Below are 24,674 nucleotides of genomic sequence, written 5' to 3'. Positions count from 1 at the left end.
ATTCGTCCTTTATTTATTGTGAGTGAATTAGGCTCGTAGAAAGCATGTAACCATTCTCGCCAACTTGTGTCATAAGGTGAAATGTAAATCCCTCTTTATCAGACTTTCCAGTTATAGCTCCTCCACCTTCTGATTTATCACCTCGGACTTCATCAGGATAATTTCTGAACTTCATAAATGAACTAATTCGTAGTTTGCCCTCCTTGAAAAATAGGTCTATAAATTCCTGATCCATGTACCTATAGACAATTGGAAGTTTTGTGTTAAGAGGTTTACCTACTTGTAGATTGATCATGTTCCTTTATGTGCTACAACAATTGTATAACGCCCGTGCAAATCATCATTATTGATTGATTTGTAACGTTAAATGGAAAATTAGCAATAAAATGATATTAAGTCATTTTTAATCGCCTAGCTGGGAATCATTTCCGTTTTCTGATCAAGTGATTTTGAACTAGCTGACCAAAATAGACTTTTGACTTTACAAGTTCGAATTCCAATTCATTAGGAAAGTCTGCAAAGAGGGCAGGGCCTCCGCCTAATACAATCGGGAACGTGGTGATGATCATTTTATCAATCAGGTCTTCTTTTAGAAAGCTCTGAATAGTTGCCCCACCATCGATGTAAAGTCGGGTATGTCCTTGCGCATGAATGTGCTTTAAAACTTCGGTCAACGTACCACTGACTAAAAAGGCTTTCCCTTCATGACTCTTCGGAATTTCCTTCATGGAATGACTTAGCACAAAGACCGGCTTCTTATACGGCCACTCTACATCGAATCCCAGCACAGTTTGAAAGGTGTTTCGCCCCATCACCAGGGCATCAATATCCGTCGTAAAAGCATAATATCCCATATCCTCACCTTCGGGAATCGGAATCGCATCCAACCAGGCAATCCCGTCATTTTTGTCAGCTATTCTTCCATCCAGACTGGTAGCGATATATACACTGTTTTTCTTTGTCATAACAGTTTAGGTAAATGTTGATTAGTCTTCAAGCAGCTTTTTCTTCATGTTAATCAGACTTTGTCTGCGTGGGATGTGCATGGCTTTTCTCTCCCAACGGACCAGGAAGAAAGCAAGTAAAAACATCCCAATAATCAATAACCATTTCTCCAAACTAGCTCCGAAATGCAACATCTTTCCAAACGTAAATATCCCCATAGGAATAAGGTAGTAATAGATCATAATGGTTGCAATTTGAACAATAGAGTCGCTATTGGAAATGGCATGATCCAGCTCTCCAATCATGGTTCGGTCAAATGTGTTTTCCTTTTTCTTCCTTTTGGCACGGAAGTACATTAAGAATACAACAGTCAGCGCCATGATTATGGCTCCTGCATAGTCCCATGGTCCTTCATTATCCATTATTGCGTCGGTTAGCAAGATAATTGCCACTGTACTATTTATGGCCATGAGCATAATCTCTACCAGATTGATTCTTTTGCTCGCTGCATTTTTTTTCCGTGTTACACTCTTGTGTAATGCGCTTTCATTTATTGCGTACATCGTTTCTCCTTTTTGTTCGTCCCAGATTTTTTGCATTTGCTCAAACTCCATATTCGTATTGTTTTGAGTTGTTAACTAATATTTTTTTGATCCGATAGATCTTCACTCCGATGTTGCTTTCTGATATCCCCATCATCTGGGACATTTCTTTATAGCTAAATCCATCCAGAAGAAGAAGCGTGAGTGATCGGTCGATTTCATTGAATTGCTTGATCTGATCATAGAGCCAATCCACACGTTCATCTTTGGAATCTTCACTTGCCATAAGTATGTGGGCTGCTTTGTCCATCTCCTGATGACCGTCCACATGTTTCTTTTCCCGCGTGCTCCATTTGATAGCGGTATTGAGTGCAATCCGGTAGAGCCAGGTGGAAACTGCAGCGTTTCCTTTGAAATTTGGGACAGATCTGAACATTTGCATACAGACATCCTGAAAAAGATCATTCTGATCTTCTTCGGAAAAGGCATATGCTTTGATCACTTTAAAAAGTAATGCCCGATAGTTCTCAAGCCATTCATTAAAAATCTTACGCTGTTCGCTTTCTTTCATTTTCGAATCGTTACTCCACTAGTCCGGGACATGGAGCTTTTATTACAAGAAGATGAAAATATTTTTAATTTCCGTCTTTTCTGTATCCTAAAAGCAATTACCTAAGGTTTAACTGCTCTTCAATACTCTTTGTGATATCGGACTGTACTTCGCCTGTATGAGCGGTACTTTTATTTTCAATGAGCATGATCCGACATTCTTCTTTGGAAGAAACACGGTGATTAACACCTTGCTTGACTACATAGAAATCCCCTTTTTTTAAAAGAAATGAATCTTTACCTTCTTCTTCGAAGAGTAATTCACCTTCCAGAATAAAGAACGCTTCGTCTTCATGTGCATGATTGTGCCAGGGGATATCTTCTCCTTTGATTTTGGCAAGCTTCACAAAAACATCATTGACTTCACCGATAACTTTGGGCGAAAAATAGGCTGTGATTTCAGAAAAGTAATCGTTGATATTCATGAGATAAATATACGGAGAATGTAAGTCTGAACACATCGAAGCTTACTTTTGTGCCATGCCCATTCATGACCTGTTCGTAACCCCTGAAATTGGATTCAACTCAGAATCGCTGGAGGATTACTTAAAATCTTCGGGACACTTAAAGGAGGGGCAATATGTAGATATTCAAAGAAGATCCGTTGATGCCAGGCAAAAGAATATCAAGGTAAACTTACGGGTAGAAGTGCGTGATACTCCACCTGAGGTTGAATATGTAGAGTATTTCAAAGAAGATCACAAGGGAAAGGATGCTGATCCTGTTATCATTGTAGGGGCAGGTCCTGCAGGTCTTTTTGCAGCTATCAAAGCAATAGAAGGAGGCCTTAAGCCGATCGTGTTGGAAAGAGGAAAGGATGTGCAGGCAAGACGAAGAGATCTTGCCGCAATCAATAAGGATCATATAGTCAACCCGGAAAGTAACTACTGTTTTGGTGAGGGAGGAGCAGGAACTTATTCCGATGGTAAGCTATATACCCGATCCAAAAAAAGAGGAAGTATCCGCCGTGTATTTGAAATTCTGGTTGCACATGGCGCTACTCCTGAGATCCTTTTTGAGGCGCATCCCCATATTGGAACAAACAAGCTTCCCAAGTTGGTAACAGCATTACGTGAAACCATTGAAAGTGCGGGTGGGGAGGTTCACTTCAATACAAAGGTGACGGACTTCATCATCGAAGATGGTGAAATGAAAGGCGTGCTTACCGAGCAAGGTGAGTTCAAAGGGCTGTCTGTGGTTCTTGCTACGGGGCATTCAGCCAGGGATATTTTTCGTTTGTGTCAAAACAGAAATGTGAAAATCGAAGCAAAACCTTTTGCTTTAGGAGTAAGAATTGAGCATCCACAGCCACTCATCGATCAGATCCAATATAAGTGTGATGATCGAGGTGAATACCTGCCTGCGGCAGCTTATTCGCTGGTTTCACAGACAACTTTGAAAGGAAAAGAACGTGGTGTTTTTTCATTTTGCATGTGTCCGGGCGGCTTCATCGTTCCGGCAGCTACAGCCCCGGGGGAACTTGTTGTGAATGGAATGAGTCCCTCAAGAAGAGACAGTAAATATGCCAACTCAGGAATGGTCGCTGCTGTGGAACTGGAAGATATTCTCGGCTATCAAAAATATGGAGAATTGGCTGCTATGGAATTCCAGGCTGATGTAGAAAAGCAAGGCTGGAAACTAGGTGGAGAAACACAGGTAGCTCCGGCCCAAAAAATGGTCGATTTTGTCAATGGAAAAGTTTCTAAAGAGCTCATGGACACTTCATATCAACCGGGGCTTCATTCGGTCGATATGATGGAGGTACTACCTCATTTTATCGGAAAGCGCCTACGTCAGGGATTTCAGTTTTTTGGTCAGAAAATGAAAGGTTACCTGACGAATGAAGCGCAAATAATTGGAGTTGAAAGCCGCACATCATCACCTGTCAGGATACCTCGAACTCGTGAAACATGTGAGCACAGGGAAGTAAAAAGGCTTTTTCCATGTGCAGAGGGTGCAGGGTATGCCGGAGGAATTGTTTCTGCCGCGATGGATGGTGAACGATGCATGGAAGGTGTCATTAATCTCTACAAAAAAGCTAAAAGCAGCTTGTAAGTAGAAATTTTACTTCTTTCAGTCAATGCTTGGTTCTTAATTTTCATCAACCTATCTAATTAATTCACTGCTATATCGAATTGATTTAAAAAACAGCTTTCGAGGTATATTATTGACCTATTTTTGGAGGTATTCCACTTTAGTCATAGTCCCTTAGTTATGAAATATTTGAAGAGATTTACCCTTGTAGGTTTGTGTGCAATAGTCATGTTCTTATCTACTAAAACGAATGCCCAGGAATTTTCAGCAGGTATAAACACTGAAACACCTAATCCCAATGCGGTACTCCATTTGGTGGCACCAAATGGGGATCAAGGATTACTAATACCAAGTCTTACCACTGCAGAAAGAACCAGTATGACGCTAACAGCTGCTGATAACGGACTGATGGTTTTCGATAGTGAAGACAATGCTTTCTACTTCTGGGTAAATCCAAATTGGGTGTTGACAACCAATACAGACAATCAAAATTTAACCAACGTACTGGGGCAAGGCAATGATGCAGGGGGAGCATCAATCGAGAATGTGGCCGATCCAGTGAATCCGCAGGATGTAGCAACCAAGAATTACGTTGATAACCAAGGAGATTCAGATGATCAGGATTTGGAACTGACTGGAACAACTTTATCGCTAACCAACGATCCGACTTCAATAGACCTAACACCGTTTCTTGATAACACGGATAATCAAAACCTATCTAGCGTACTTGCTTCAGGGAATGATGCAGGTGCCATTGCTATTACTAACCTACCAACTCCAACAAATCCAGCAGATGCTGCAACCAAGAGTTATGTGGACAGCAACGCTGGGCTTACCACAGTTACCAGTGTTGATATTGTTGATGGAGAAATTGCCAACGCAGATATCAATGCTGGGGCCAATATCTCCTGGAGTAAAATAGACAAAACAGGAGCTAATGTGAGTGATTTCACGAATGACTTGGGTTTTATAGATAATGCTGCAAATCCTACAGCATTAGATGTATCTGGAAGTTTTGGGACAGGCCTTCAAGTTGATCAGGTAGGCGGAGCAACCGCTGGGGATATTGCAGCAGCATCAGCTATTGTCAATGGAAACCCAAATTTGGATTTAGACAGTACGGATGATTTGGATTTGACAACAGTACCTAATGGGGCCGGAGATATCGCCGGTGATTTTGGTACGGGATTGCTTGTGGATTTCGTAGGTGGTGCAAATGCATCAGACATTGCAGGTGCTACAGCAACTGTTCTTGGAAATCCAAATTTAGATTTGGACAGCACGGATGATTTAGACTTAACCACAGTACCAAATGCAGGAGGAGATATAATTGGAGATTTTGGTAGTGGGTTAATCATTGACGCGAATGCTGTAACAAGTGCAGAAATTCAAGATGGATCAATTGTTGATGCTGATGTTAGTGACGTTGGTGCCAATAAAATAACTTATGATAACACAACTTCTTTATTATCAGCCATCGATGTACAAGCAGCGATCGATGAAATTGATGGTACTGTTGACGGTATAGGAACCCCAGCCGCTAACGTTGTAACCTTCAACAACGTAGCTTCCGGCTTAACCGCAACGGACGTACAAGGAGCTATTGATGAGATCGATGGAACCATTGATGCAGGAGATTTAACCGATGATCAGACAGGCGCAGAAGTAACCTTCAATAATGTTGCTTCCGGCTTAACCGCTACGGACGTACAAGGAGCAATAGATGAGATCGATGCTACAGTTGATGGAATAGGAGCACCAACTGCTGCAACAACTACTTTTAACAATGTAGCCTCCGGTTTGACTGCTACGGACGTACAGGGAGCGATTGATGAGATTGATGCGAATATTGATGCAGGAGATTTAACCGATGATCAGACAGGGGCCGAAGTAACCTTCAACAATGTCGCTTCCGGTTTAACTGCTACGGATGTACAGGGAGCTATTGATGAGATTGATGGTACTGTTGATGGTTTAGGAACCCCAGCCGCCAACGTAGTAACATTTAACAATGTAGCTTCAGGTTTAACTGCTACAGATGTTCAGGGAGCGATTGATGAGATTGACGCAACGATCGATGCAGGCGATTTGACCGATGATCAGACAGGCGCAGAAGTAACATTCAATAATGTAGCTGCAGGTTTGACCGCTACGGATGTACAGGGAGCCATAGATGAGATTGATGCGACTATTGATGCAGGAGATTTGACCGATGATCAGACAGGGGCCGAAGTAACCTTCAACAATGTCGCTTCCGGTTTAACTGCTACGGATGTACAGGGAGCTATTGATGAGATTGATGGTACTGTTGATGGTTTAGGAACCCCAGCCGCCAACGTAGTAACATTTAACAATGTAGCTTCAGGTTTAACTGCTACAGATGTTCAGGGAGCGATTGATGAGATTGACGCAACGATCGATGCAGGCGATTTGACCGATGATCAGACAGGCGCAGAAGTAACATTCAATAATGTAGCTGCAGGTTTGACCGCTACGGATGTACAGGGAGCCATAGATGAGATTGATGCGACTATTGATGCAGGAGATTTAACCGATGACCAGACAGGAGCAGAAGTAACCTTCAACAATGTAGCTTCAGGTTTGACCGCTACGGATGTACAGGGAGCGATTGATGAGATTGATGCGACTATTGATGCGGGAGATTTAACCGATGATCAGACAGGGGCCGAAGTAACCTTCAACAATGTAGCTTCAGGTTTGACCTCTACGGATGTACAGGGAGCGATTGATGAGATTGATGCGACTATTGATGCGGGAGATTTAACCGATGATCAGACAGGGGCCGAAGTAACCTTCAACAATGTCGCTTCCGGTTTAACTGCTACGGATGTACAGGGAGCTATTGATGAGATTGATGGTACTGTTGATGGTTTAGGAACCCCAGCCGCCAACGTAGTAACATTTAACAATGTAGCTTCAGGTTTAACTGCTACAGATGTTCAGGGAGCGATTGATGAGATTGACGCAACGATCGATGCAGGCGATTTGACCGATGATCAGACAGGAGCAGAAGTAACCTTCAACAATGTAGCTTCAGGTTTGACCGCTACGGATGTACAGGGAGCGATTGATGAGATTGATGCGACTATTGATGCGGGAGATTTAACCGATGATCAGACAGGGGCCGAAGTAACCTTCAACAATGTCGCTTCAGGTTTGACCTCTACGGATGTACAGGGAGCGATTGATGAGATTGATGCGACTATTGATGCGGGAGATTTAACCGATGATCAGACAGGGGCCGAAGTAACCTTCAACAATGTCGCTTCCGGTTTGACCGCTACGGATGTTCAGGGAGCTATTGATGAGATTGATGCGACTATTGATGCGGGAGATTTAACCGATGATCAGACAGGGGCCGAAGTAACCTTCAACAATGTCGCTTCCGGTTTAACTGCTACGGATGTACAGGGAGCTATTGATGAGATTGATGGTACTGTTGATGGTTTAGGAACCCCAGCCGCCAACGTAGTAACCTTCAACAATGTAGCATCCGGTTTATCTGCTGTGAATGTGCAAGCAGCGATCGATGAGATTGATGGTACTGTTGATGGTTTAGGAACCGCTGCATCCACAACCTTCAACAATGTCGCTTCCGGTTTAACTGCTACAGATGTTCAGGGAGCTATTGATGAGATTGACGCAACGATAGATGCAGGAGATTTAACCGATGATCAGACGGGAGCAGAGGTAACCTTCAACAATGTAGCCTCAGGTTTAACTGCTACAGATGTACAGGGAGCTATTGATGAGATTGACGCAACAATAGATGCAGGAGATTTAACCGATGATCAGACGGGAGCAGAAGTAACCTTCAACAATGTAGCTTCAGGCTTGACCGCTACGGATGTTCAGGGAGCTATTGATGAGATTGACGCAACGATAGATGCAGGAGATTTAACCGATGATCAGACGGGAGCAGAAGTAACCTTCAACAATGTAGCCTCAGGTTTAACTGCTACAGATGTACAGGGAGCTATTGATGAGATTGACGCAACGATAGATGCAGGAGATTTAACCGATGATCAGACGGGAGCAGAAGTAACCTTCAACAATGTAGCTTCAGGCTTGACCGCTACGGATGTTCAGGGAGCTATTGATGAGATTGACGCAACGATAGATGCAGGAGATTTAACCGATGATCAAGATTTAAGCATAGCAGGTAATACTATAGCAATAAGCGGAGATCCTAATTCAGATGTTGATTTAGCTTTTTCTCCACCAGCAGATGGTGAGGTACTAACCTGGGATAATACGAACACTCGTTGGGATGCACTAGCTGTCCCAGTTACAGGCGACATGTTTGCGGCAGTCTATGATCCGGGCGCGGTATTAGGAGATGCCTTTGATTTAAGTAACCACATCACGTTTACTCCACCGGCAGATGGAGAGGTGTTGACCTGGGACAATACGAATGGCCGTTGGGATGCACTAGCTGTCCCAGTTACAGGCGACATGTTTGCGGCAGTCTATGATCCGGGCGCTGTATTAGGAGATGCCTTTGATTTAAGTAACCACATCACGTTTACTCCACCTGCAGATGGAGAGGTGTTGACCTGGGACAATACGAATGGCCGTTGGGATGCACTGGCTGTCCCAGTTACAGGCGACATGTTTGCGGCAGTCTATGATCCGGGCGCGGTATTAGGAGATGCCTTTGATTTAAGTAACCACATCACGTTTACTCCACCGGCAGATGGAGAGGTGTTGACCTGGGACAATACGAATGGCCGTTGGGATGCACTGGCTGTCCCAGTTACAGGCGACATGTTTGCGGCAGTCTATGATCCGGGCGCGGTATTAGGAGATGCCTTTGATTTAAGTAATCACATCACGTTTACTCCACCGGCAGATGGAGAGGTGTTGACCTGGGACAATACGAATGGCCGTTGGGATGCACTAGCAGTCCCAGTTACAGGAGACATGTTTGCGGCAGTCTATGATCCGGGCGCGGTATTAGGAGATGCCTTTGATTTAAGTAACCACATCACGTTTACTCCACCGGCAGATGGAGAGGTGTTAACCTGGGACAATACGAATGGCCGTTGGGATGCACTAGCTGTCCCAGTTACAGGCGACATGTTTGCGGCAGTCTATGATCCGGGCGCTGTATTAGGAGATGCCTTTGATTTAAGTAACCACATCACGTTTACTCCACCGGCAGATGGAGAGGTATTGACCTGGGACAATACGAATGGCCGTTGGGATGCACTGGCTGTCCCAGTTACAGGCGACATGTTTGCGGCAGTTTATGATCCGGGCGCAGTATTAGGAGATGCCTTTGATTTAAGTATTCACACCTCATTTACAGCTCCTTTAGACGGAGATGTATTGACATGGGATAATACAAACGGTCGTTGGGATGCTCTGGCTCCATCCCCTGTTCTGAATTCAGGTAGTGGTGTGACAATTAACTCAAACAACATCGACCTTGGCGGAATATTAGCTGGACCTACTTCGATTACCACCGGTGCTGGAAATGACCTCACAATAGATGGTGCTGGGCAACTATTCATTAATACAGGAGTAGCCAATTTTAGAAGTAATACCATTAATCTGGGAGATAATGCTGGAGATAATGTTCGTGTTGTTGGCGGAATTACTTTTGATGAATCCACATTTGATTTAAATCTTGATGTTACCGATCAGACTGTAGGATTAGGTACTTTGATAGTACCTGATCTTGTAGGTGCCACAGAAACATTGGCAGTGATAAGTGATATCGGCAATTTCATAGATGGTAGTGAGAATAATTTGGCTGGAAATTCCAGTGCATCACCTTCCGGAAGTAATAACATTATTTTTGGATTTAACTCGGGTGTAAGCATGACCACTGGTTCGGATAATATTGTTATTGGTTCTTCTGCGGATAATACTGCAGCAACTACAGGAGGCAATGTTTCCATAGGTGTATCAGCTGACGGAAATGGAGGAGATGCAATTGCAATAGGAAACACTGCCCAGGCTGATGGAGTAAGTTCAGTGGCAATCGGTAAAAATGCAATTGCTTCAGCCGCTAACACATTTATAGTTGGTGGAACAGGAGTTGATGCCCTAAGTGTAGGAATCGGAACTTCTATTCCTGCAGTTACTTTGGATATTGCTGCTACTGATGCGATTAGAGTGCCAGTTGGAATCACAGCCGAGCGACCTGCAACCCCTGCTGATGGGATGTTTAGATTTAATACAACTGATGGAAATTTTGAAGGCTATGTAGCGGGAGGTTGGGAGCAAATTACGGGCAACCCCAACTTCCAAATGGGCTTTGTTGAAGATCCTAACTCGGCAGTATTTGGTGCAGGAACTATTCTGCCAGTTCCGGCAGGTAAAGCGATTCAGGTGATTGATGATGGAATTGGTGGTGGCGGTATGGTAGCTGCAGCCACATTCAATAATGATTTAATCACTAATAGAGCAACATTGGCATTAGCCTCCGCACGAGGTAATACTGGAGGACCTGCGGCTGTTCAGGGAGGTGATGTTATAGGTGAAATCGTTTTTAACGGACACTATGGGGGAGTGTTAACAAACTTTGATAAAGGAGCCGGTATTGAAGCGGTAGCAGCTAACAATTGGACTTCAGGAAATACGGGAGCAGACTTGATTTTCATTACATCACCATCAGTAGCTTCAGTACCAACTGAACGCATGAGAATTACTGAATCCGGAGGAGTTGGTATTGGTACAGGAACACCTGTTTATGACCTACATGTTTATAATACATTAGATCAGGCAAAAACAATTACCGTAGATGCACAGGGGACTCAGACTGGTCAATTAGGAGCATTTATCCTTCAAACGCTTGGAGACGGTTCAACCTTAGTAGATCAAATAGGAACCAATGGCTGGATGATCCAGGGATATGGTGATGCTTTCTCTGACGCTACCAGACAAAATGATCTGTCGTTTGGGTACTACCAGGGAAATGTAGAAACTTCAAGTATTCTTCATTTAGATGGCAGTGGAACGGTTGGTATTGGTACTGGTGATCCGTTAGCTCCGCTTCAAATAGGGGATAATTTCGGTTTTGCGCACTTTGAGAATGCCACGGAGGGTATTAATGGTGAAGCCATTACCAATAATCTTTACCCTGACTATACGAATATGACAGATAATGCTTTGGTGAGAATGAATGCTGATTCTTCTTCAATGATTTTCATGGATGATGGGTCTATCAGCTTTATGAGAATCGCAAGATTAGGAGATGCTGGTGCAACAGCTACGGTTGATTTGACAAACACGAGTGCCGAGATTTCTTCTTGGATGGAATTAAATGATGATGGTTCGGTGCAAGTCTCTGGAGGTGAAGGAAATTCAATTGTTAATGACGGAGCTAACGTAGCACTTAAAGCTGGTGATGGATTTGGTGGAGGAAATGGAAATGGAGGTCTATTAATTCTTCAGCCTGGTCTTGGAACAGGTACCGGAAATGATGGATTGATAATAGCTGATGGTGATTTACAAGTAGCCAATGGCAGGTCTTTGGTTTTGGAAGATGGTGCAGCTTCAGATGCTGTTGGATTCCGTGCTCCAGGCACAGTCACTTCTGGTGTTATTTGGGAACTGCCACCGGCAGATGGATCAGCAGGTCAGGTTTTATCTACTAGTGGAGGAGGCAGTGGTATTTTATCATGGGTTACTCCTGCTGGATTTGTCACGCCAACTTTTGATGATTCAAATAATTTGATTGTTGGATCTACCGCCGGAACTGATCCTATGTTTAGCGGACTAGACTATCAACTTGGTGTAGTATCACCAAGTGGAGGTAAGGCATTTTTATCAGCTCATTCATATGGTGGTATTCCTGAGTTGAGATTATCACGAACTAATGGCACTCAAGGAGGAGAATTACCAGTATCGATCGGAGAGGTACTGGGAGAGGTTGTATTTACAGGTAGAGAGGTCAACTCTGGCAATTACCCAATTTCAGCAGTAATTAGAGCTGAGTCAACTGATAACTTTGACGAACTGAGTGCATATGGTACTGATTTAGTTTTTATCTCAACTACTTCAGGCACAATATCACCTGTTGACGCTATGCGTATTAGTGGAGGCTTCATCGGAATCAATAATAATGCACCAAACGTAGAATTAGATGTAATAGGTGGTGCTGAGATAACAGGGAACGTGGATATTGGTGCAGGAAATATTGTTTTAGCATCAGCTGGAGGAATTACAGCTACTGGACAGATCAACGCCAATGCATCCAGTGTTACAACAGCACAATATCAAATTAGTGGTGTTACTGTAATTAATGGCTCAAGTGATTTCACTGCAAATTCTTTGGATGTTGGCTCAAGTTCTGCTTCAATTACTACTGGTGGGGATATAACACATACTGGTAATTATGTGACTCCTCCAGCTACGGCTGTTGCAATGTCCTCGCTACCAGGTGCATTACCAGCTGGCAGAATTATTAGAGTTAATGCGGATGGAAACATTACCAATATTTTAGCGGGTGTTGATGGTCAGGAAATCGTACTAGTATGCGTAGTTGGAGGTCCTAATACAATAGGAACTGGTGGTAATGTAAAACTTCACCAAAATACAGCAATGCCAATGGTTGCTGGAGCATCCATTCATTTTGTTTGGATACAACAACTAGGAAATTGGGTAGAAATAGGGAGGTCAGAATAATTTAATTATGAGGCAATTAATTTTCTCAATACTTATTTTTTGTGGTCTGACTTCAGCCGCTCAAATAAATTTAGGAGACTCGACTACTGTTTACCTAGGCGATAGTGCCATCTTTTTCTTTGGTGGTAATACTACACTAAACGGATTGCTAAATAATTCTGGTACCATAGTCAGTTATAGTGACATGGATTTAGTGAAGAATAGAGATATCGGAAGCATTAAGTTTACAGGAGTGAATAATCAAAAACTTATTGGAGATACGATTGAGATAGATTCAATTAAGGTAAATGACTTTATTGTAAATAAACAAGGCACGTTACAGTTGCTAACGAGTCCTATTGATGTTTTAGGTGAGTTTATAACTGAAAACGGAATTATTGAGGCTGATGCTGATGCCATTTTTGTGAGTGGAAGCACGATGGATAATGGTTCCGGATATGTAGAGGGTAAACTTTTCGGTAAATCCAGAGGGAATCCGATTACATTTCCAATGGGCGTAAACGGAGCACCAAATTATGTGACCATCTCTAACTTACCCAATGGCACAATTTTGAGCGTTGAGTGTAAGCAACCCGATAGTGATTCGCTATTCCTGGATGAAAATATGTTGGGAATCAGCAGAGATGTCGAGTGGGTGATTAAGTTATCAGCTAACGATTCGCTCGAAGCACAAATGGTATTTAATTATTCCGGAGTTACACTTACGAATGAAAAGAATATACGGGCTAAGGACGAGAGACCTGGCTTAGTTCTGTTTTCCAAGGTGGATACGCTCTTTCATGAAGTAAATGCTACAAATTCGAATATCAGTATAGATCAATCTCAAGGAGTGATAACTGCTAATTCAAATATTATCATTACTGGACAAGGAAGAAGATTTGCAATCGCCCTGATTCCAAGTATTGATCAGCCAACGCTTTTTGTTCCCAATGCTTTTTCTCCCACAGCCACAATTGAAGAAAATCGAATTTTTCGAGCCTATTATGCGGGTGCAACCGTAAAAGAAGTATCTATAGCAGTTTACGATTCATTCAATAAACAAGTATACACGGCTAGTGATAGTGGAGATGAGCTTGATCTTTCCAATTATGGATGGAATGGTGTTCTGAATTCCGGTTTGGATGCGCCTGAGGGTGTTTATTATTACACGGTACGAGTTGTTACCGATGAGGGATCGAATAGTAAAACTGCGTCTTTTATTTTGATCAGATGAAGAGAATTGGCTTGATCAGCTTTTTTATCCTACTAATTACCGTTTCAACAAATGGTCAGGAAGGACAATTTTCACAATATTTTGCCAGTACATCGGTATTAAACCCTGCATTTACCGGAACCATTCCCAACTTATCATTTAATTCCAACTATAAAAGAGGAGGCTCGTTAAGCCAGCCATCTTTTCTGGAGCTGATGCAAGTGACCTTTACCTATCCTTTTAAGAGAACCACAAGCAAAGACTTTCAAATAGGAGGTGCAGGAATTACATTTTTCCAGGAAAGACGCGGTTTTCAGGGTGTTTACAATACCAAGAAAGTGCTACTCTCAGGTGCATATGCAATTAGATTAAGTCGCTTAAGAAATCAATCTATGATATTCGGCCTACAAGGAGGGGTCACCGAGCATCGAATAGATGGATCCAGACTTGAGTGGGGTTCTCAGTTTAATCAGTTTTGGGGATTTGATAATCGGTTCGCAGGAGAGAGTGTAGGCTCCAGCCCGATCCTCTACCCAACATTTAATTTTGGGGTGATCTATACGGCATACGATAATGAGAATAGGTATGTAAGAGACAAGAGTTTGCTGCTGGGAATAAGTGTTGATAATTTGAATAGACCCAATGTTAAGTTTGATGGTTTCGAGGGATCAAGAAAGAGTTTTCTGTTGAAGGCATTTGGATCCGCTAAACTGCCATTGTCTCCTCGCTGGTATATTCATCCTTCAACATATGTCCTTTACTCTCAGGGACAACAGCAAATCAACGCTGGTGTGTACTTTACCACTTTTGTGAGTTCTGCCAGGGCTAATACCGCAGTGCAACTTCAAATAGGATCATGGTATCGTTTGGAAGATTCCATCATTGTATTGACAGGATTTGAAATAAATAATCTGCGGCTGGGTTTTAGCTTTGATTTAAATACCCAATCCTTTGATATTAACAGTGAATCAGGTGGCAACTTACCAACCTATGAGATTTCACTAACTTACAATTTGGATCTGTCAAACCCACTTAGAAATATATCGAGTCCGATATTTTGATATTCGAAATGAAGAAGATACTGCCAGCTATTGTATTGTCTTTACTATGTTTTACTGTCTTCTCTCAGTCGGTTCCTCGTTTGCTTAAAATGGCCGATGACCGATTTCAAAATGATCGATATTTTGAGGCGATAGAGTTTTATGAAAAAGTAGTTGGACTAGATGAAAATAATCAGCTTGCTAAATTCAGATTGGCCGAGTGCTTTAATCGTACACTTCAGTATGAAAAGGCCAAATCCACTTTTTTAGTCCTTAGTAACACTCCCGACCATGATTATCGGGCACGGTCTTTATATAGTTATGCAAACCTACTCAAGCAGGAAAGTAAGTTTGAAGAAGCGGATTCCATCTATTTCTTTTTGATTTCAGTGCCAGACGCTGAGCCTTACCTGGTTGAATTGTCAAGAAAACAACGCGAGGGTTGTCAATTGGCTCTAAGGCAAAAAAAAACGGATAAGGGTTTCACGGTGAATTTCATGGATGAAATCAATTCTAAGTTTCATGATTTTGGAGCGGTAATTAATCCATCAAATGATCACCTTGTTATGGTATCAACTCGTAATTCATCGGGTACACAATATGAGGGACTTCAATATGAGGGGCTTTTACCTGACTTGATGGCATTTGAGAGCAGAGGTAATAATCGATGGAGGGTAAACTCTTCAGAACAGCGATTTTCCAGTTTAAATACCAAATGGTCTGAAGGATCAGGATCCTTTACCAAAGATGGTCAAACGTTTTACTTTTCTTCATGCGGAGGTCAAAATGGTGCTTCATGCTCCATCATGGTAAGTTATTTAGAAGATGGAAGATGGACTGATCCGGTAGCTCTGAATGCTTACATAAACGAAGTGGGTTCCGAAAATATACACCCCTCGATTTCTGCCACTGGAGATACACTTTTTTTTGTATCGAATCGAAGTGGAGGAGTTGGTGGCAATGATATATGGATCAGTCTAAAAGGCTTAGAAAAAGAATCCTGGACCCCTGCTATTAATATGGGTGCCGTTATAAATACACCGGAAAATGAAATTACTCCATATTATTCCTCAGCTTTTCAATGCTTGCTCTTCGCGAGTGATGGTCACATTGGTTATGGTGGATATGATAGCTATGCGGCAAAAGGGGAATCTTTTTTCGAACCGGAGATATATAATCTGGGAGATCCGTTTAATTCGACCTGGGACGATACTTATTTCAATATTTCTGATACCGTTGGATTCATGGCTTCCAATCGTGTCGACCATGAAATATTGAATTTGTACAGTTTTCCAGTTAGTAATGAACGATTGTTTCTTTCATTATTGATTTCAGGAGAATCCTTAATAGATGCACGTTTGGCTTCCAAATTCAGGGATGTTACCTCTTTAGACCTGGTGACCTTTAGGGTTGAAGATTACGCAGGATATGATTTATTCGAACCCATAAAACCATCCAAAGGCAAACCTAAAATTCTGGAAGATGAGTTGAGTCAAACGGAATCAACAGAGGTTCCATTTGAAAGATTATTTTTTAGTTATGGATCTTCCTTTCTTAGACCAGAAGGCAAGGTGGCTTTGGAAGAGCTAGCGATGCAGGTTGCAGGAAAATCAATTGGATCCATAGATATATTGGCTTTTACGGATAGTATCGGTCCAATAAAGGCAAATATTAAACTAAGTGAGGATAGAGGTGCTGCAACCAGAGAGTATCTCACATCATTGGGTGTCGATCCAACAATCGTTAATGTCTTGCCTAGAGGAGAGCTCCCGTCTGAAGGAAATAATGATCATTGGTTTAAACGTATTTTAAAACGAAGAGTGGAAATCATCGTGAAAGCCAATGAACCAATAAGTTTTGAAAAAGCAACACCATTTATTGTGCGTAAAACATCGAAACTATCAGATATTGCTAACGCGATAGGAGTTAGTATTCAGGAAATCAAGGAATGGAATGGAGACATTAATAGTATTATTTCCGCCGGAGAAACCATCAGATTAAAAGAAGATAAAATTAAAGATTCACCTATTCAGCTTCTGGTAAGCGAAGCAGATTTTATGCTATTTATCACTGATGACGATAGCTAGCTAACCTTTCGACACCAAGATGTAAGCCCCCCAATTGTAAGGGTTCTTATCGACTTTTCTGAATTGTGCCCTGGCATTAAAAAAGGCTTGTTGAGGATCTGGTTCTGTCAGCAATTCCTTATAAAAAAGGTTCATAAAATTTCGGGCTGCCTGGTCATTTATTTTAACCAATGATAGCAAAACATTTTGTGCTCCAGCCACCAAAAATGCACGTTGTAATCCAAATACACCTTCTCCATTCTGAACCTTTCCAAGCCCCGTCTCGCATGCAGCCAAAACAACCAGATTGGTTTGATCTAGTACCAGATTCATTGCTTCATATGCCGATAACAATCCATCGTTTTCTCCCGATTCGCTTTTACTTAGAAATAAGCCGGAACTGTGTAGTGGATCCGTGTGATTAGGATCTTCTATAAAATAACCATGTGTGGCAATGTGAATGATGCCTGGATTAGCGAAGCTCTTAATTCGATCCTCAGTGGCTTCATTAAAGTAGAATGTTTCCGTTTTCCATCTTCTCACATCCAGAATCTCAGTAATGTCTCCTGCTTCCCTCTCAGCACCGGGTAGTTGCTTAAGGGCATAACCTTCGATTCGTGAGAAATCAGGATTTCCAAAAATTTTAGCTTCTCTTAAAAGATTTTTTTCCTCCCGGTAAAGCAGGTCCTTACCGCTTGTGATATTGACAATATCGTACTTATCTGACATGTAGGTATCATTGGACGGGTCATAAAAAACCACAGGGTTAAGCTTATGAAAAATACCATCTGGAGATATATATATTTTATTCACATCACCTAAATGCTTATCAATTGGCTCCCAAAAAACACTGTAGCTTAACTTATCTTTTACCCCAAATTTCAGTGCATTTCTATATGTAGCAAAACCTCGTGTAAAATCAATGGCGGCAAGTTTTACGGGTAATAAAACACTATCCTTCTTGACAATAAAACTTACATAGTGTGATTCATCTTCAAAACCCTGATCAATTTTTTCATCAATTACAGTTACTGAGTAATCCCGGTACTGGATAATGTCAACCATTGCCGTACTATCGCTGAGGGCGTTGCTAATCTCAGCCCAATGATGGTAGGTGGTCTTTTCCTGGTCTGCGAATACTTTAAATTTCCTGGATAGGTCTTTTTCTAATGAGGCACATTCCTCCTCCAATTGGGTGATGGAAATACCTTTAAGTTTCCTGTCTTCTTCGGTAAGTAGATAAGCTTGGGCAAGACTGTATTTTTTTTCTCTCCAGGAGTTGTAATCCTCTTTGATTTTATCGTCATCACTACTTTGAATGAGTTTCCGCATCTTCTCAGAAGCGTAAAAGAGGATACCTCGGGTATTAAGAAAGTGATTTAGAGCATTCTCAGCATACGAGCTGGTTATGTTCTCATCTCTGAAAGCAAGTGAGCAAAATCGCTCAATATTGTATCGGGTTTCATCAAAATAAAGTTTTCGTTGATTGTCAGTCAATACCGGAAATATATCTTGCATGTGTTTGATCTCTGCGTCCAATGCATGGTCAAATGATTTCATAGCGGACTGATAATCCTTAACGATCATGTAATACAAACCGAGATCATTGACTGTTTTGATATACAAAGGGTGATAATTTCCCAGCGTATTGGCCCTGATTCGCTTGGCTTCTTCAAGCAATTTTCCTGCGAGTGAAAAATTTCCGAATTGAAGATAAAGGAGAGCAACATTGTTTAATGAGGTTGCATAGTTTGCATGCTCAGTGCCATAGATCACCTTATCCATATCCAACACCTTCATGTAAAGGTCTAGGGATTTGGCCAGTTCGCCTCTATCCTTGTAGATACTCGCAAGGTTGCTTAGGCTGCTTGCATAATCAGGATTCATGGATCCGAATAACTCCAAAAAACCTTTAGAGCTTTCGATGAAACACTCCTCAGCTTTTTCAATATCTCCTTGTCTCTTGTAAATCGTTCCCAGATTATTGATCATATAGGGTCTAACCGTTCGAATATCACCAGCTACATTCAAGGCTTGATCCATGTAATCATTAGCAGTTTTTAAATCATTGAGTCGATAATATAGAACGCTCAATCCATTTAAGGTCTCCAGCATCATAATGGGATTATCCTTATAGCTGCTATTCTTTTTTTCGAGATTATGAAGGAGGTAATTTTCTGAATCTGAGTACTCACCTTGCTCTATTTTTAAAGCTGAAAGTCTGTCAATTGCTCTTAGATATTGAATTTCATCTTTACCCTTTGCCATCTCTATAGCCTTGACCAATTCGGTTTCACTTTTCTGCAGATCCCCGAAGTGACGGTAGGTAGTTCCAATTTCAATTTGTAGAGCAATGGCTGTTGAGTCGTTTAAGGAAGGTCCAAATGAGATCGCTTTATTAAGTGCTTTCAGGCTTTCATCAAAATTTCCGACTTCCCGATAAAAGACACCTGTGCGGTATAGCAAACGAATTTGAGATTTAGTGTTTTTCTGATGATGTTTTTGTGTTACCCTTCCGGCTAAATCAAGAAATTTACCTGCATCATCGAATCGGCCCAACTCCTGATTAAGCGCGGAGATATTGTAGTATAAACCTAGAAGATCCTGATGGAGTGAGTCCTTATTTTTAATCTCTTGCGAAATACCGCTAAGAAAAGCAGACATACTTCTTTGCTTATCATTGACCTCCCATAAAATCAGTCCGACATTATTGTAAATCCCGGCAATGCCTATTTCAGATACGCATTTAGCTGAATCCAGGTCAGATAAAAGCGAATTGGCATAAAACTTTGCCTTTAGTGGAAAGCTATATTTAAAGTTATCTGCACTGTCTAGTTTCTGAAGACAAGTCTGACCTGACAATCCAATTGAGAATAGTAGAAAAAATAAAAATGTGATTCTCTTTCGCATTGTTACTGCACTATTTAACTAGTTGTAATAGCAAGGATAATATAATCTGAATGGAAGATTATGTTTTTCCTACCAATCAACCATGAGCAACGATCAACATCGAAAAATGTATACTAAAGATTGTCTGTGAAGTGTTTTTCTGTTTTTTCAACGGAAAACTTCTCCTGATTAAAGGCATCAGTTCCACCTTTAGGAATGGATAATGAAACCCAATTTTCGCCCTTTATCATTTTCGCCAGGTAAACCATCTGACCGATGTGATAACTATAATGGGCCAGTTGCCGATGGATTGCGTCTATGACCGAATGACCTTCATTTCTAATAAATACTGTTTTATTAAGATCTTCTTCGTTTAGGTCATTCAGTGCTTCCAAAAAACATTTCCAACCTTCTTCCCATTTCTGCAACATCTTTTCCCTTGTCTTAATGGTAGATTCGAATTCTCCCTCTCTATCGCGCCAATCTTTTTCACCATCCTCAGTGAGAAAATTAGTCCATCGGGAAAGCATATTTCCTGACAGGTGTTTAACAATCATGGGAATGCTATTTGATCCTGAATCTGGAATGAGGTGAAGCTCATCATCAGAAAGAGCTTCGAATGTTCGTTCACCCAGTGATTTGTAATAGGAGAGTAGTTTGATTAGGTTTTCCAGCATGCTTAAAATTCAATTATGGCTTTCGCCTGATCTTTTAGCCTTTTTAAGTAGGATTCGTCTGTGATCTTTCCATTTGCCATCTTTCCATTGATTTGTATCAATTTTGGTTTTATGGCCAGAACGTTCATGCCAAGATAATTGAAAATATCGGTCAAGTGGCTCATAGCCATTACGCCCCCCTGAATTCCCGATGAAAGCCCTACGATAGCACATTTCTTTCCCTTCAAAGTTCCGGGAAATTCCAATCCATCAAGAAATGTTTTTAAGATGCCGGGAAATGATCCATTATACTCAGGCACGATAAACACATATTTTTGAGCTTCTTTCATATGATCTCGCACCGGATTAAAATCCACATTTGTTCCCTGATTTTCGTAAAGTGCTGTCGTAATAAAATCAGAAGGGAGGTGCTCTAGGTCAATAATCGTAGATTCAACGTCATGTTCCTTCAGTATTTCCTGGTACTGAAGTGCTACTTGCTTGGAGATTGAGTTTTTGCGATTGGTGCCGCTAATGATAGTGATCATACAGGATTTTCTAAATCAATATTGTAGTTATGGACGCATATAAGAATATTTGCCCGATAATTGCGTTTCAGGACAGTTAGGTCCGCAAAGAAACACAAACCTGTAAACCCGAAGAACGACTTTTAGTTCAAAATGTCCATCGCTGTAGAACATCTTACGAAAGTTTATGGTAGTCAGAAGGCACTGGATGATATTTCCTTTGAAGCTCCAAAGGGAAAAATCACCGGATTTTTAGGGCCCAATGGTGCTGGAAAATCGACTACTATGAAAATAGCCACCGGTTACATTAGTTTAACCTCTGGTAATGTAACTGTTGATGCGATAGACGTTTCGAAAGAGCCGTTGAAGGTAAAAAAATTGACAGGGTATTTACCTGAGCATAATCCACTATACCTGGAAATGTTTGTAAAGGAATACCTGGGGTTCATAGCATCTGCTTATGGAATGAAAAATCGATTGAACAGGATATCTGAAATGATCGAAATGTGTGGGTTGGAGAGGGAGCAGAAAAAGCGAATAGGTGCACTTTCAAAAGGATATAGACAAAGAGTGGGGTTGGCACAGGCACTTATCCACGATCCACAGGTTTTAATTTTGGATGAGCCTACCAGTGGTCTTGATCCCAACCAACTTGTTGAAATACGAAAGGTAATAAAGGAAGCCAGTCAGGATAAGACAGTCATTTTATCTACGCACATTATGCAGGAGGTGGAGGCTTTATGTGATAAAGTAGTGATTATCAATAAAGGAAAGATTGTAGCAGATGATGAGGTAAAAAGTCTTAAGTCAACCCAATCAGAGGTTACAAGCTACCGGGTTGAATTTGAGGCACCTATTGATTCGGAACTGTTTGAAAATGCAGGACTATCTATTTCTAGAATTACTGAAAATTCATATCAGATATCTTCCTCAGAAGATCCAAGAAAGATTATTATGAAGTTGTCTGGTGAGCATTCGTTACCACTCATAAATATTGCCAAAGAGGAGCAATCATTGGAAGGAGTTTTTCACGAACTGACAAAGGACAAATGATTACAATTCTTCGAAAAGAAATCAATGAATTTCTGGATTCCTTAATAGCCTATGTGGTAATTGGAATCTTCCTAACGGGTATTGGACTCTTAATGTGGGTGTTTCCGGAGACGAATGTGCTGGACTATGGATATGCAAGTATGGAAACTCTGTTTTCTCTGGCTCCATATGTTTTTATGTTTTTGATTCCTGCAATCACCATGAAAGCCTTTGCAGAAGAAAAACGAAGTGGAACAATTGAATTGCTATACACGCTTCCTTTCAGAGACATAGAGATTGTCATCGGCAAATTTTTAGCGGGGTTCTTACTCGTGATTTTCTCAATACTACCCACCTTGATCTATTATTTCTCACTTTCGTATCTGGGTAATCCGTTAGGAAATATTGACACTGCTGGAATTATAGGTTCATATATTGGACTGGCATTGCTTGGGGGTATTTTCACCTCCATCGGTATATTGTCCTCAGCATTGACAGGAAATCAAATTGTCTCTTTCATTTTAGCTGCCTTTCTGTGTTTTGTTTTTTATGCCGGTTTTGATTCCATCGCCTCCATAAATATCTGGTCCGAGACCTCCTTCATCATTGAACGAATAGGTATTTTGGCCCATTACGAAACCTTAAGCAAGGGACTCATTGACCTGGGAGATGTGGTTTATTTTCTCTCCATGATCATCCTGTTTTTGTATGTAACACGTATCATTTTAAACGTACAGAAAGGATGAGTGAAGGAAGAAAAATTGTTTGGCTACAAACGATCGCGCTCGTGCTTTCCATATGGTTAGTAAATCAACTTGCTGATAAGTATCGAGTACAAATTGATCTCACAGAAGAAAAACGCTTCACGATCTCTGATGCTACAAAGGAGTTACTCAATTCACTGGATCAGGATGTTTTTTTTGAAGTTTATTTAGATGGAGATTTACCCTCAAATTTTGAACGCTTTCAAAAATCGATTGGTGAGATGCTCGATCAGTTTGCTTTGGAAAGCAATAATCGAATCCAGTACAAATTCACAGACCCTGCACAAGCAACAAACCTTCAGGCAAGAAATCAATACTATCAGTCACTTATAAACAAAGGAGTTCAGGCCACCAATTTGAATTACAAAAATGCGGATGGTGATAAAATGGAAAAGCTCATCTTTCCAGGAGCATTGGCTTCTATGGGCATGGAGGAAATACCTGCCAACCTACTGAAAGGAAGTAGTGCAGCGGGTCCAGAAGGGATCTTAAATCAAAGTATTGAAGGGCTTGAGTATGAACTGGCATCAGCAATTGCGCAACTCTTGTATGGTGGCACAAAGAAGATAGCTTACGTACTGGGTCACGGGTCTCCTGATTCGCTAGAGATAGCTGGATTCAGGTCTGCCGTCCTTTCCAAATTTGACTTGTTCAATATTTCACTTGCTGGTCGTCAGTCCCTTAGCGGATATGATGCCGTAGTTATTGGAAAGCCGACCAAGCCATTTAGCGACCAAGAGAAATACCTGATTGATCAGTACTTGATGCGAGGAGGAAATCTGATCTATTTTATTGATGCACTAAGCGTTAATATGGATAGTGCATCAGGAGAAGGTACTGTTGCTATTCCTTACGAGACGAACCTGACGGATCAGTTATTCAGATATGGTGTGCGCGTTAATCAAAACTATGTGCTGGATGTCAACAGTGGTCAATTTCCGGTAGTATCTGGAAATATGGGCAACCAACCACAAATTCAAATGATCCCATGGCCGTTTTTTCCTGTGCTTACTAATTTCAGCAAGCATCCATCGGTACGAAATCTAGACGCTATTTTGGGTCGATTTATATCAGAAATTGATACCGTAAAGGCAGTTGGTATCATCAAAACACCATTGATAAATACCAGCCAATACACGAAACTGTTAGGACCACCTGTGCGGGTAGCCTTCAATGATTTGCGAGATAAGCTACGACCTGAGAAATTTACAGATGGACCTAAAACCATTGGATATCTATTGGAAGGAAAGTTTACTTCTCTGTATGCCAATCGGATTATTCCAAAAGGAGTGGACAAATCTACTTTTGTAGAAAAGGGTGAGCCGGGCAAAGTGATTGTAATCGGAGATGGTGATATCATTCGAAATGATCTTGACCCGGAAACAGGTGAGCCTCTTGGATTGGGTGTTGAGCCATTCACTAAAACCACCTATGCCAACGAAGAGTTTATCCTGAACATTCTTGATTACCTGGTTGATGATTCAGGTTTGATTGAAACTCGATCAAGGGAAGTAAAAATTCGTCCATTGGATCGGGTGAAGGTAAGTCAGGAGCGAACAAAATGGCAGATGATTAACCTTGGATTACCTGTCTTTCTCATTTTGGTAATAGGTGCGCTAAAATGGATTTTTAGGAAAAGAAAATATGCCAGCTGATGAGTAAGAGCCTAAAATATATAATCCTTATCACCTTGTTACTCATCACGAATTTGTGGTTGTTA

At 41.3% G+C, this 24,674-nt stretch carries 16 protein-coding genes; 8 read left to right on the top strand and 8 right to left on the bottom strand.

Annotated features, from left to right (window positions below; all coding sequences use genetic code 11):
* Positions 1–13: 13 nt before the first annotated feature.
* From ACO05G_RS11055 to ACO05G_RS11035, 5 genes are all read right to left on the bottom strand, one after another.
* Positions 14–295, bottom strand: a complete 282-nt coding sequence (locus tag ACO05G_RS11055; RefSeq protein WP_421762835.1) for a hypothetical protein — start codon at positions 293–295, stop codon at positions 14–16.
* Positions 296–422: 127 nt separating this feature from the next.
* A complete protein-coding gene (locus tag ACO05G_RS11050; RefSeq protein ID WP_421762834.1) occupies positions 423–965 on the bottom strand; it encodes a dihydrofolate reductase family protein in 543 nt (180 codons plus the stop codon).
* A gap of 21 nt (positions 966–986) precedes the next feature.
* The gene (locus tag ACO05G_RS11045; RefSeq protein WP_421762833.1) at positions 987–1,559 is read right to left on the bottom strand and encodes a hypothetical protein; all 573 of its coding nucleotides are present in this window, start codon (positions 1,557–1,559) and stop codon (positions 987–989) included.
* A complete protein-coding gene (locus ACO05G_RS11040) occupies positions 1,549–2,058 on the bottom strand; it encodes an RNA polymerase sigma factor (protein ID WP_421762832.1) in 510 nt (169 codons plus the stop codon). The genes ACO05G_RS11045 and ACO05G_RS11040 overlap by 11 nt, the downstream gene beginning before the upstream one ends.
* A 97-nt stretch (positions 2,059–2,155) precedes the next feature.
* Positions 2,156–2,521, bottom strand: a complete 366-nt coding sequence (locus tag ACO05G_RS11035) for a cupin domain-containing protein (RefSeq protein ID WP_348284086.1) — start codon at positions 2,519–2,521, stop codon at positions 2,156–2,158.
* Positions 2,522–2,576: 55 nt separating this feature from the next.
* Between ACO05G_RS11035 and ACO05G_RS11030 the strand changes: the two genes are divergently transcribed.
* The 5 genes from ACO05G_RS11030 to ACO05G_RS11010 all read left to right on the top strand — a co-directional run bounded on the left by ACO05G_RS11030 (position 2,577) and on the right by ACO05G_RS11010 (position 17,107).
* A complete protein-coding gene (locus tag ACO05G_RS11030; protein WP_421762831.1) occupies positions 2,577–4,151 on the top strand; it encodes an NAD(P)/FAD-dependent oxidoreductase in 1,575 nt (524 codons plus the stop codon).
* Between the two features lie 159 nt (positions 4,152–4,310).
* Positions 4,311–12,788 carry a beta strand repeat-containing protein gene (locus ACO05G_RS11025; protein ID WP_421762830.1) on the top strand — a complete coding sequence of 2,826 codons (8,478 nt, stop codon included), beginning with the start codon at positions 4,311–4,313 and terminating at the stop codon, positions 12,786–12,788.
* Between the two features lie 7 nt (positions 12,789–12,795).
* Positions 12,796–14,001, top strand: a complete 1,206-nt coding sequence (locus ACO05G_RS11020; protein WP_421762829.1) for a gliding motility-associated C-terminal domain-containing protein — start codon at positions 12,796–12,798, stop codon at positions 13,999–14,001.
* Positions 13,998–15,041, top strand: a complete 1,044-nt coding sequence (locus ACO05G_RS11015) for a PorP/SprF family type IX secretion system membrane protein (RefSeq protein ID WP_421762828.1) — start codon at positions 13,998–14,000, stop codon at positions 15,039–15,041. The genes ACO05G_RS11020 and ACO05G_RS11015 overlap by 4 nt, the downstream gene beginning before the upstream one ends.
* An 8-nt stretch (positions 15,042–15,049) precedes the next feature.
* Positions 15,050–17,107 (top strand): OmpA family protein, encoded by a 2,058-nt coding sequence (locus tag ACO05G_RS11010; RefSeq protein ID WP_421762827.1) that lies wholly within the window; start codon positions 15,050–15,052, stop codon positions 17,105–17,107.
* On the opposite strand, the gene ACO05G_RS11005 is transcribed toward ACO05G_RS11010, so the two are convergent.
* The 3 genes from ACO05G_RS11005 to ACO05G_RS10995 all read right to left on the bottom strand — a co-directional run bounded on the left by ACO05G_RS11005 (position 17,108) and on the right by ACO05G_RS10995 (position 21,179).
* Positions 17,108–19,996: a CHAT domain-containing protein gene (locus tag ACO05G_RS11005; protein ID WP_421762826.1), complete on the bottom strand. Its 2,889-nt coding sequence runs from the start codon at positions 19,994–19,996 to the stop codon at positions 17,108–17,110.
* 113 nt (positions 19,997–20,109) lie between these two features.
* Positions 20,110–20,652, bottom strand: coding sequence for a DUF1572 family protein (locus tag ACO05G_RS11000; protein ID WP_348284093.1), 543 nt, complete (start codon positions 20,650–20,652; stop codon positions 20,110–20,112).
* Between the two features lie 2 nt (positions 20,653–20,654).
* Entirely contained in the window at positions 20,655–21,179 is a 525-nt protein-coding gene (locus ACO05G_RS10995; RefSeq protein WP_348284094.1) for an NAD(P)H-dependent oxidoreductase, read from the bottom strand.
* A 132-nt stretch (positions 21,180–21,311) separates the two neighbouring features.
* Here ACO05G_RS10995 and gldA point away from each other — a divergent pair, with 132 nt between their 5' ends.
* From gldA to gldG, 3 genes are read left to right on the top strand one after another with little or no spacing between them, the layout of a single operon-like run.
* Complete coding sequence (gene gldA, locus ACO05G_RS10990) at positions 21,312–22,211, top strand: gliding motility-associated ABC transporter ATP-binding subunit GldA (protein ID WP_421762825.1); 900 nt, start codon at positions 21,312–21,314, stop codon at positions 22,209–22,211.
* Positions 22,208–22,936 (top strand): gliding motility-associated ABC transporter permease subunit GldF, encoded by a 729-nt coding sequence (gene gldF, locus ACO05G_RS10985; protein WP_421762824.1) that lies wholly within the window; start codon positions 22,208–22,210, stop codon positions 22,934–22,936. Before gldA ends, gldF begins: the two co-directional genes overlap by 4 nt.
* Positions 22,933–24,609 (top strand): gliding motility-associated ABC transporter substrate-binding protein GldG, encoded by a 1,677-nt coding sequence (gene gldG / locus ACO05G_RS10980; protein ID WP_421762823.1) that lies wholly within the window; start codon positions 22,933–22,935, stop codon positions 24,607–24,609. Before gldF ends, gldG begins: the two co-directional genes overlap by 4 nt.
* The last annotated feature ends 65 nt before the right edge of the window (positions 24,610–24,674 follow it).

Origin of the sequence: Ekhidna sp. (genome assembly GCF_965227465.1) — a bacterium.
In the GTDB taxonomy this organism is placed as follows: Bacteria; Bacteroidota; Bacteroidia; order Cytophagales; family Cyclobacteriaceae; genus Ekhidna.
The sequence above is the reverse complement of the archived record's forward strand: the minus strand, read 5'-3'. Positions and strand labels throughout refer to the sequence as shown.

What these genes read in the sequence shown, in the direction of transcription:
- ACO05G_RS10995 (WP_348284094.1), bottom strand. Translation starts at nt 21,179, where the DNA reads ATGATCACTATCATTAGCGGCACCAATCGCAAAAACTCAATCTCCAAG.
- ACO05G_RS11005 (WP_421762826.1), bottom strand. Translation starts at nt 19,996, where the DNA reads ATGCGAAAGAGAATCACATTTTTATTTTTTCTACTATTCTCAATTGGA.
- gldG (WP_421762823.1), top strand. Translation starts at nt 22,933, where the DNA reads ATGAGTGAAGGAAGAAAAATTGTTTGGCTACAAACGATCGCGCTCGTG.
- ACO05G_RS11010 (WP_421762827.1), top strand. Translation starts at nt 15,050, where the DNA reads ATGAAGAAGATACTGCCAGCTATTGTATTGTCTTTACTATGTTTTACT.
- ACO05G_RS11020 (WP_421762829.1), top strand. Translation starts at nt 12,796, where the DNA reads ATGAGGCAATTAATTTTCTCAATACTTATTTTTTGTGGTCTGACTTCA.
- ACO05G_RS11025 (WP_421762830.1), top strand. Translation starts at nt 4,311, where the DNA reads ATGAAATATTTGAAGAGATTTACCCTTGTAGGTTTGTGTGCAATAGTC.
- ACO05G_RS11045 (WP_421762833.1), bottom strand. Translation starts at nt 1,559, where the DNA reads ATGGAGTTTGAGCAAATGCAAAAAATCTGGGACGAACAAAAAGGAGAA.
- gldA (WP_421762825.1), top strand. Translation starts at nt 21,312, where the DNA reads ATGTCCATCGCTGTAGAACATCTTACGAAAGTTTATGGTAGTCAGAAG.
- ACO05G_RS11000 (WP_348284093.1), bottom strand. Translation starts at nt 20,652, where the DNA reads ATGCTGGAAAACCTAATCAAACTACTCTCCTATTACAAATCACTGGGT.
- gldF (WP_421762824.1), top strand. Translation starts at nt 22,208, where the DNA reads ATGATTACAATTCTTCGAAAAGAAATCAATGAATTTCTGGATTCCTTA.
- ACO05G_RS11050 (WP_421762834.1), bottom strand. Translation starts at nt 965, where the DNA reads ATGACAAAGAAAAACAGTGTATATATCGCTACCAGTCTGGATGGAAGA.
- ACO05G_RS11040 (WP_421762832.1), bottom strand. Translation starts at nt 2,058, where the DNA reads ATGAAAGAAAGCGAACAGCGTAAGATTTTTAATGAATGGCTTGAGAAC.
- ACO05G_RS11015 (WP_421762828.1), top strand. Translation starts at nt 13,998, where the DNA reads ATGAAGAGAATTGGCTTGATCAGCTTTTTTATCCTACTAATTACCGTT.
- ACO05G_RS11030 (WP_421762831.1), top strand. Translation starts at nt 2,577, where the DNA reads ATGCCCATTCATGACCTGTTCGTAACCCCTGAAATTGGATTCAACTCA.
- ACO05G_RS11055 (WP_421762835.1), bottom strand. Translation starts at nt 295, where the DNA reads ATGATCAATCTACAAGTAGGTAAACCTCTTAACACAAAACTTCCAATT.
- ACO05G_RS11035 (WP_348284086.1), bottom strand. Translation starts at nt 2,521, where the DNA reads ATGAATATCAACGATTACTTTTCTGAAATCACAGCCTATTTTTCGCCC.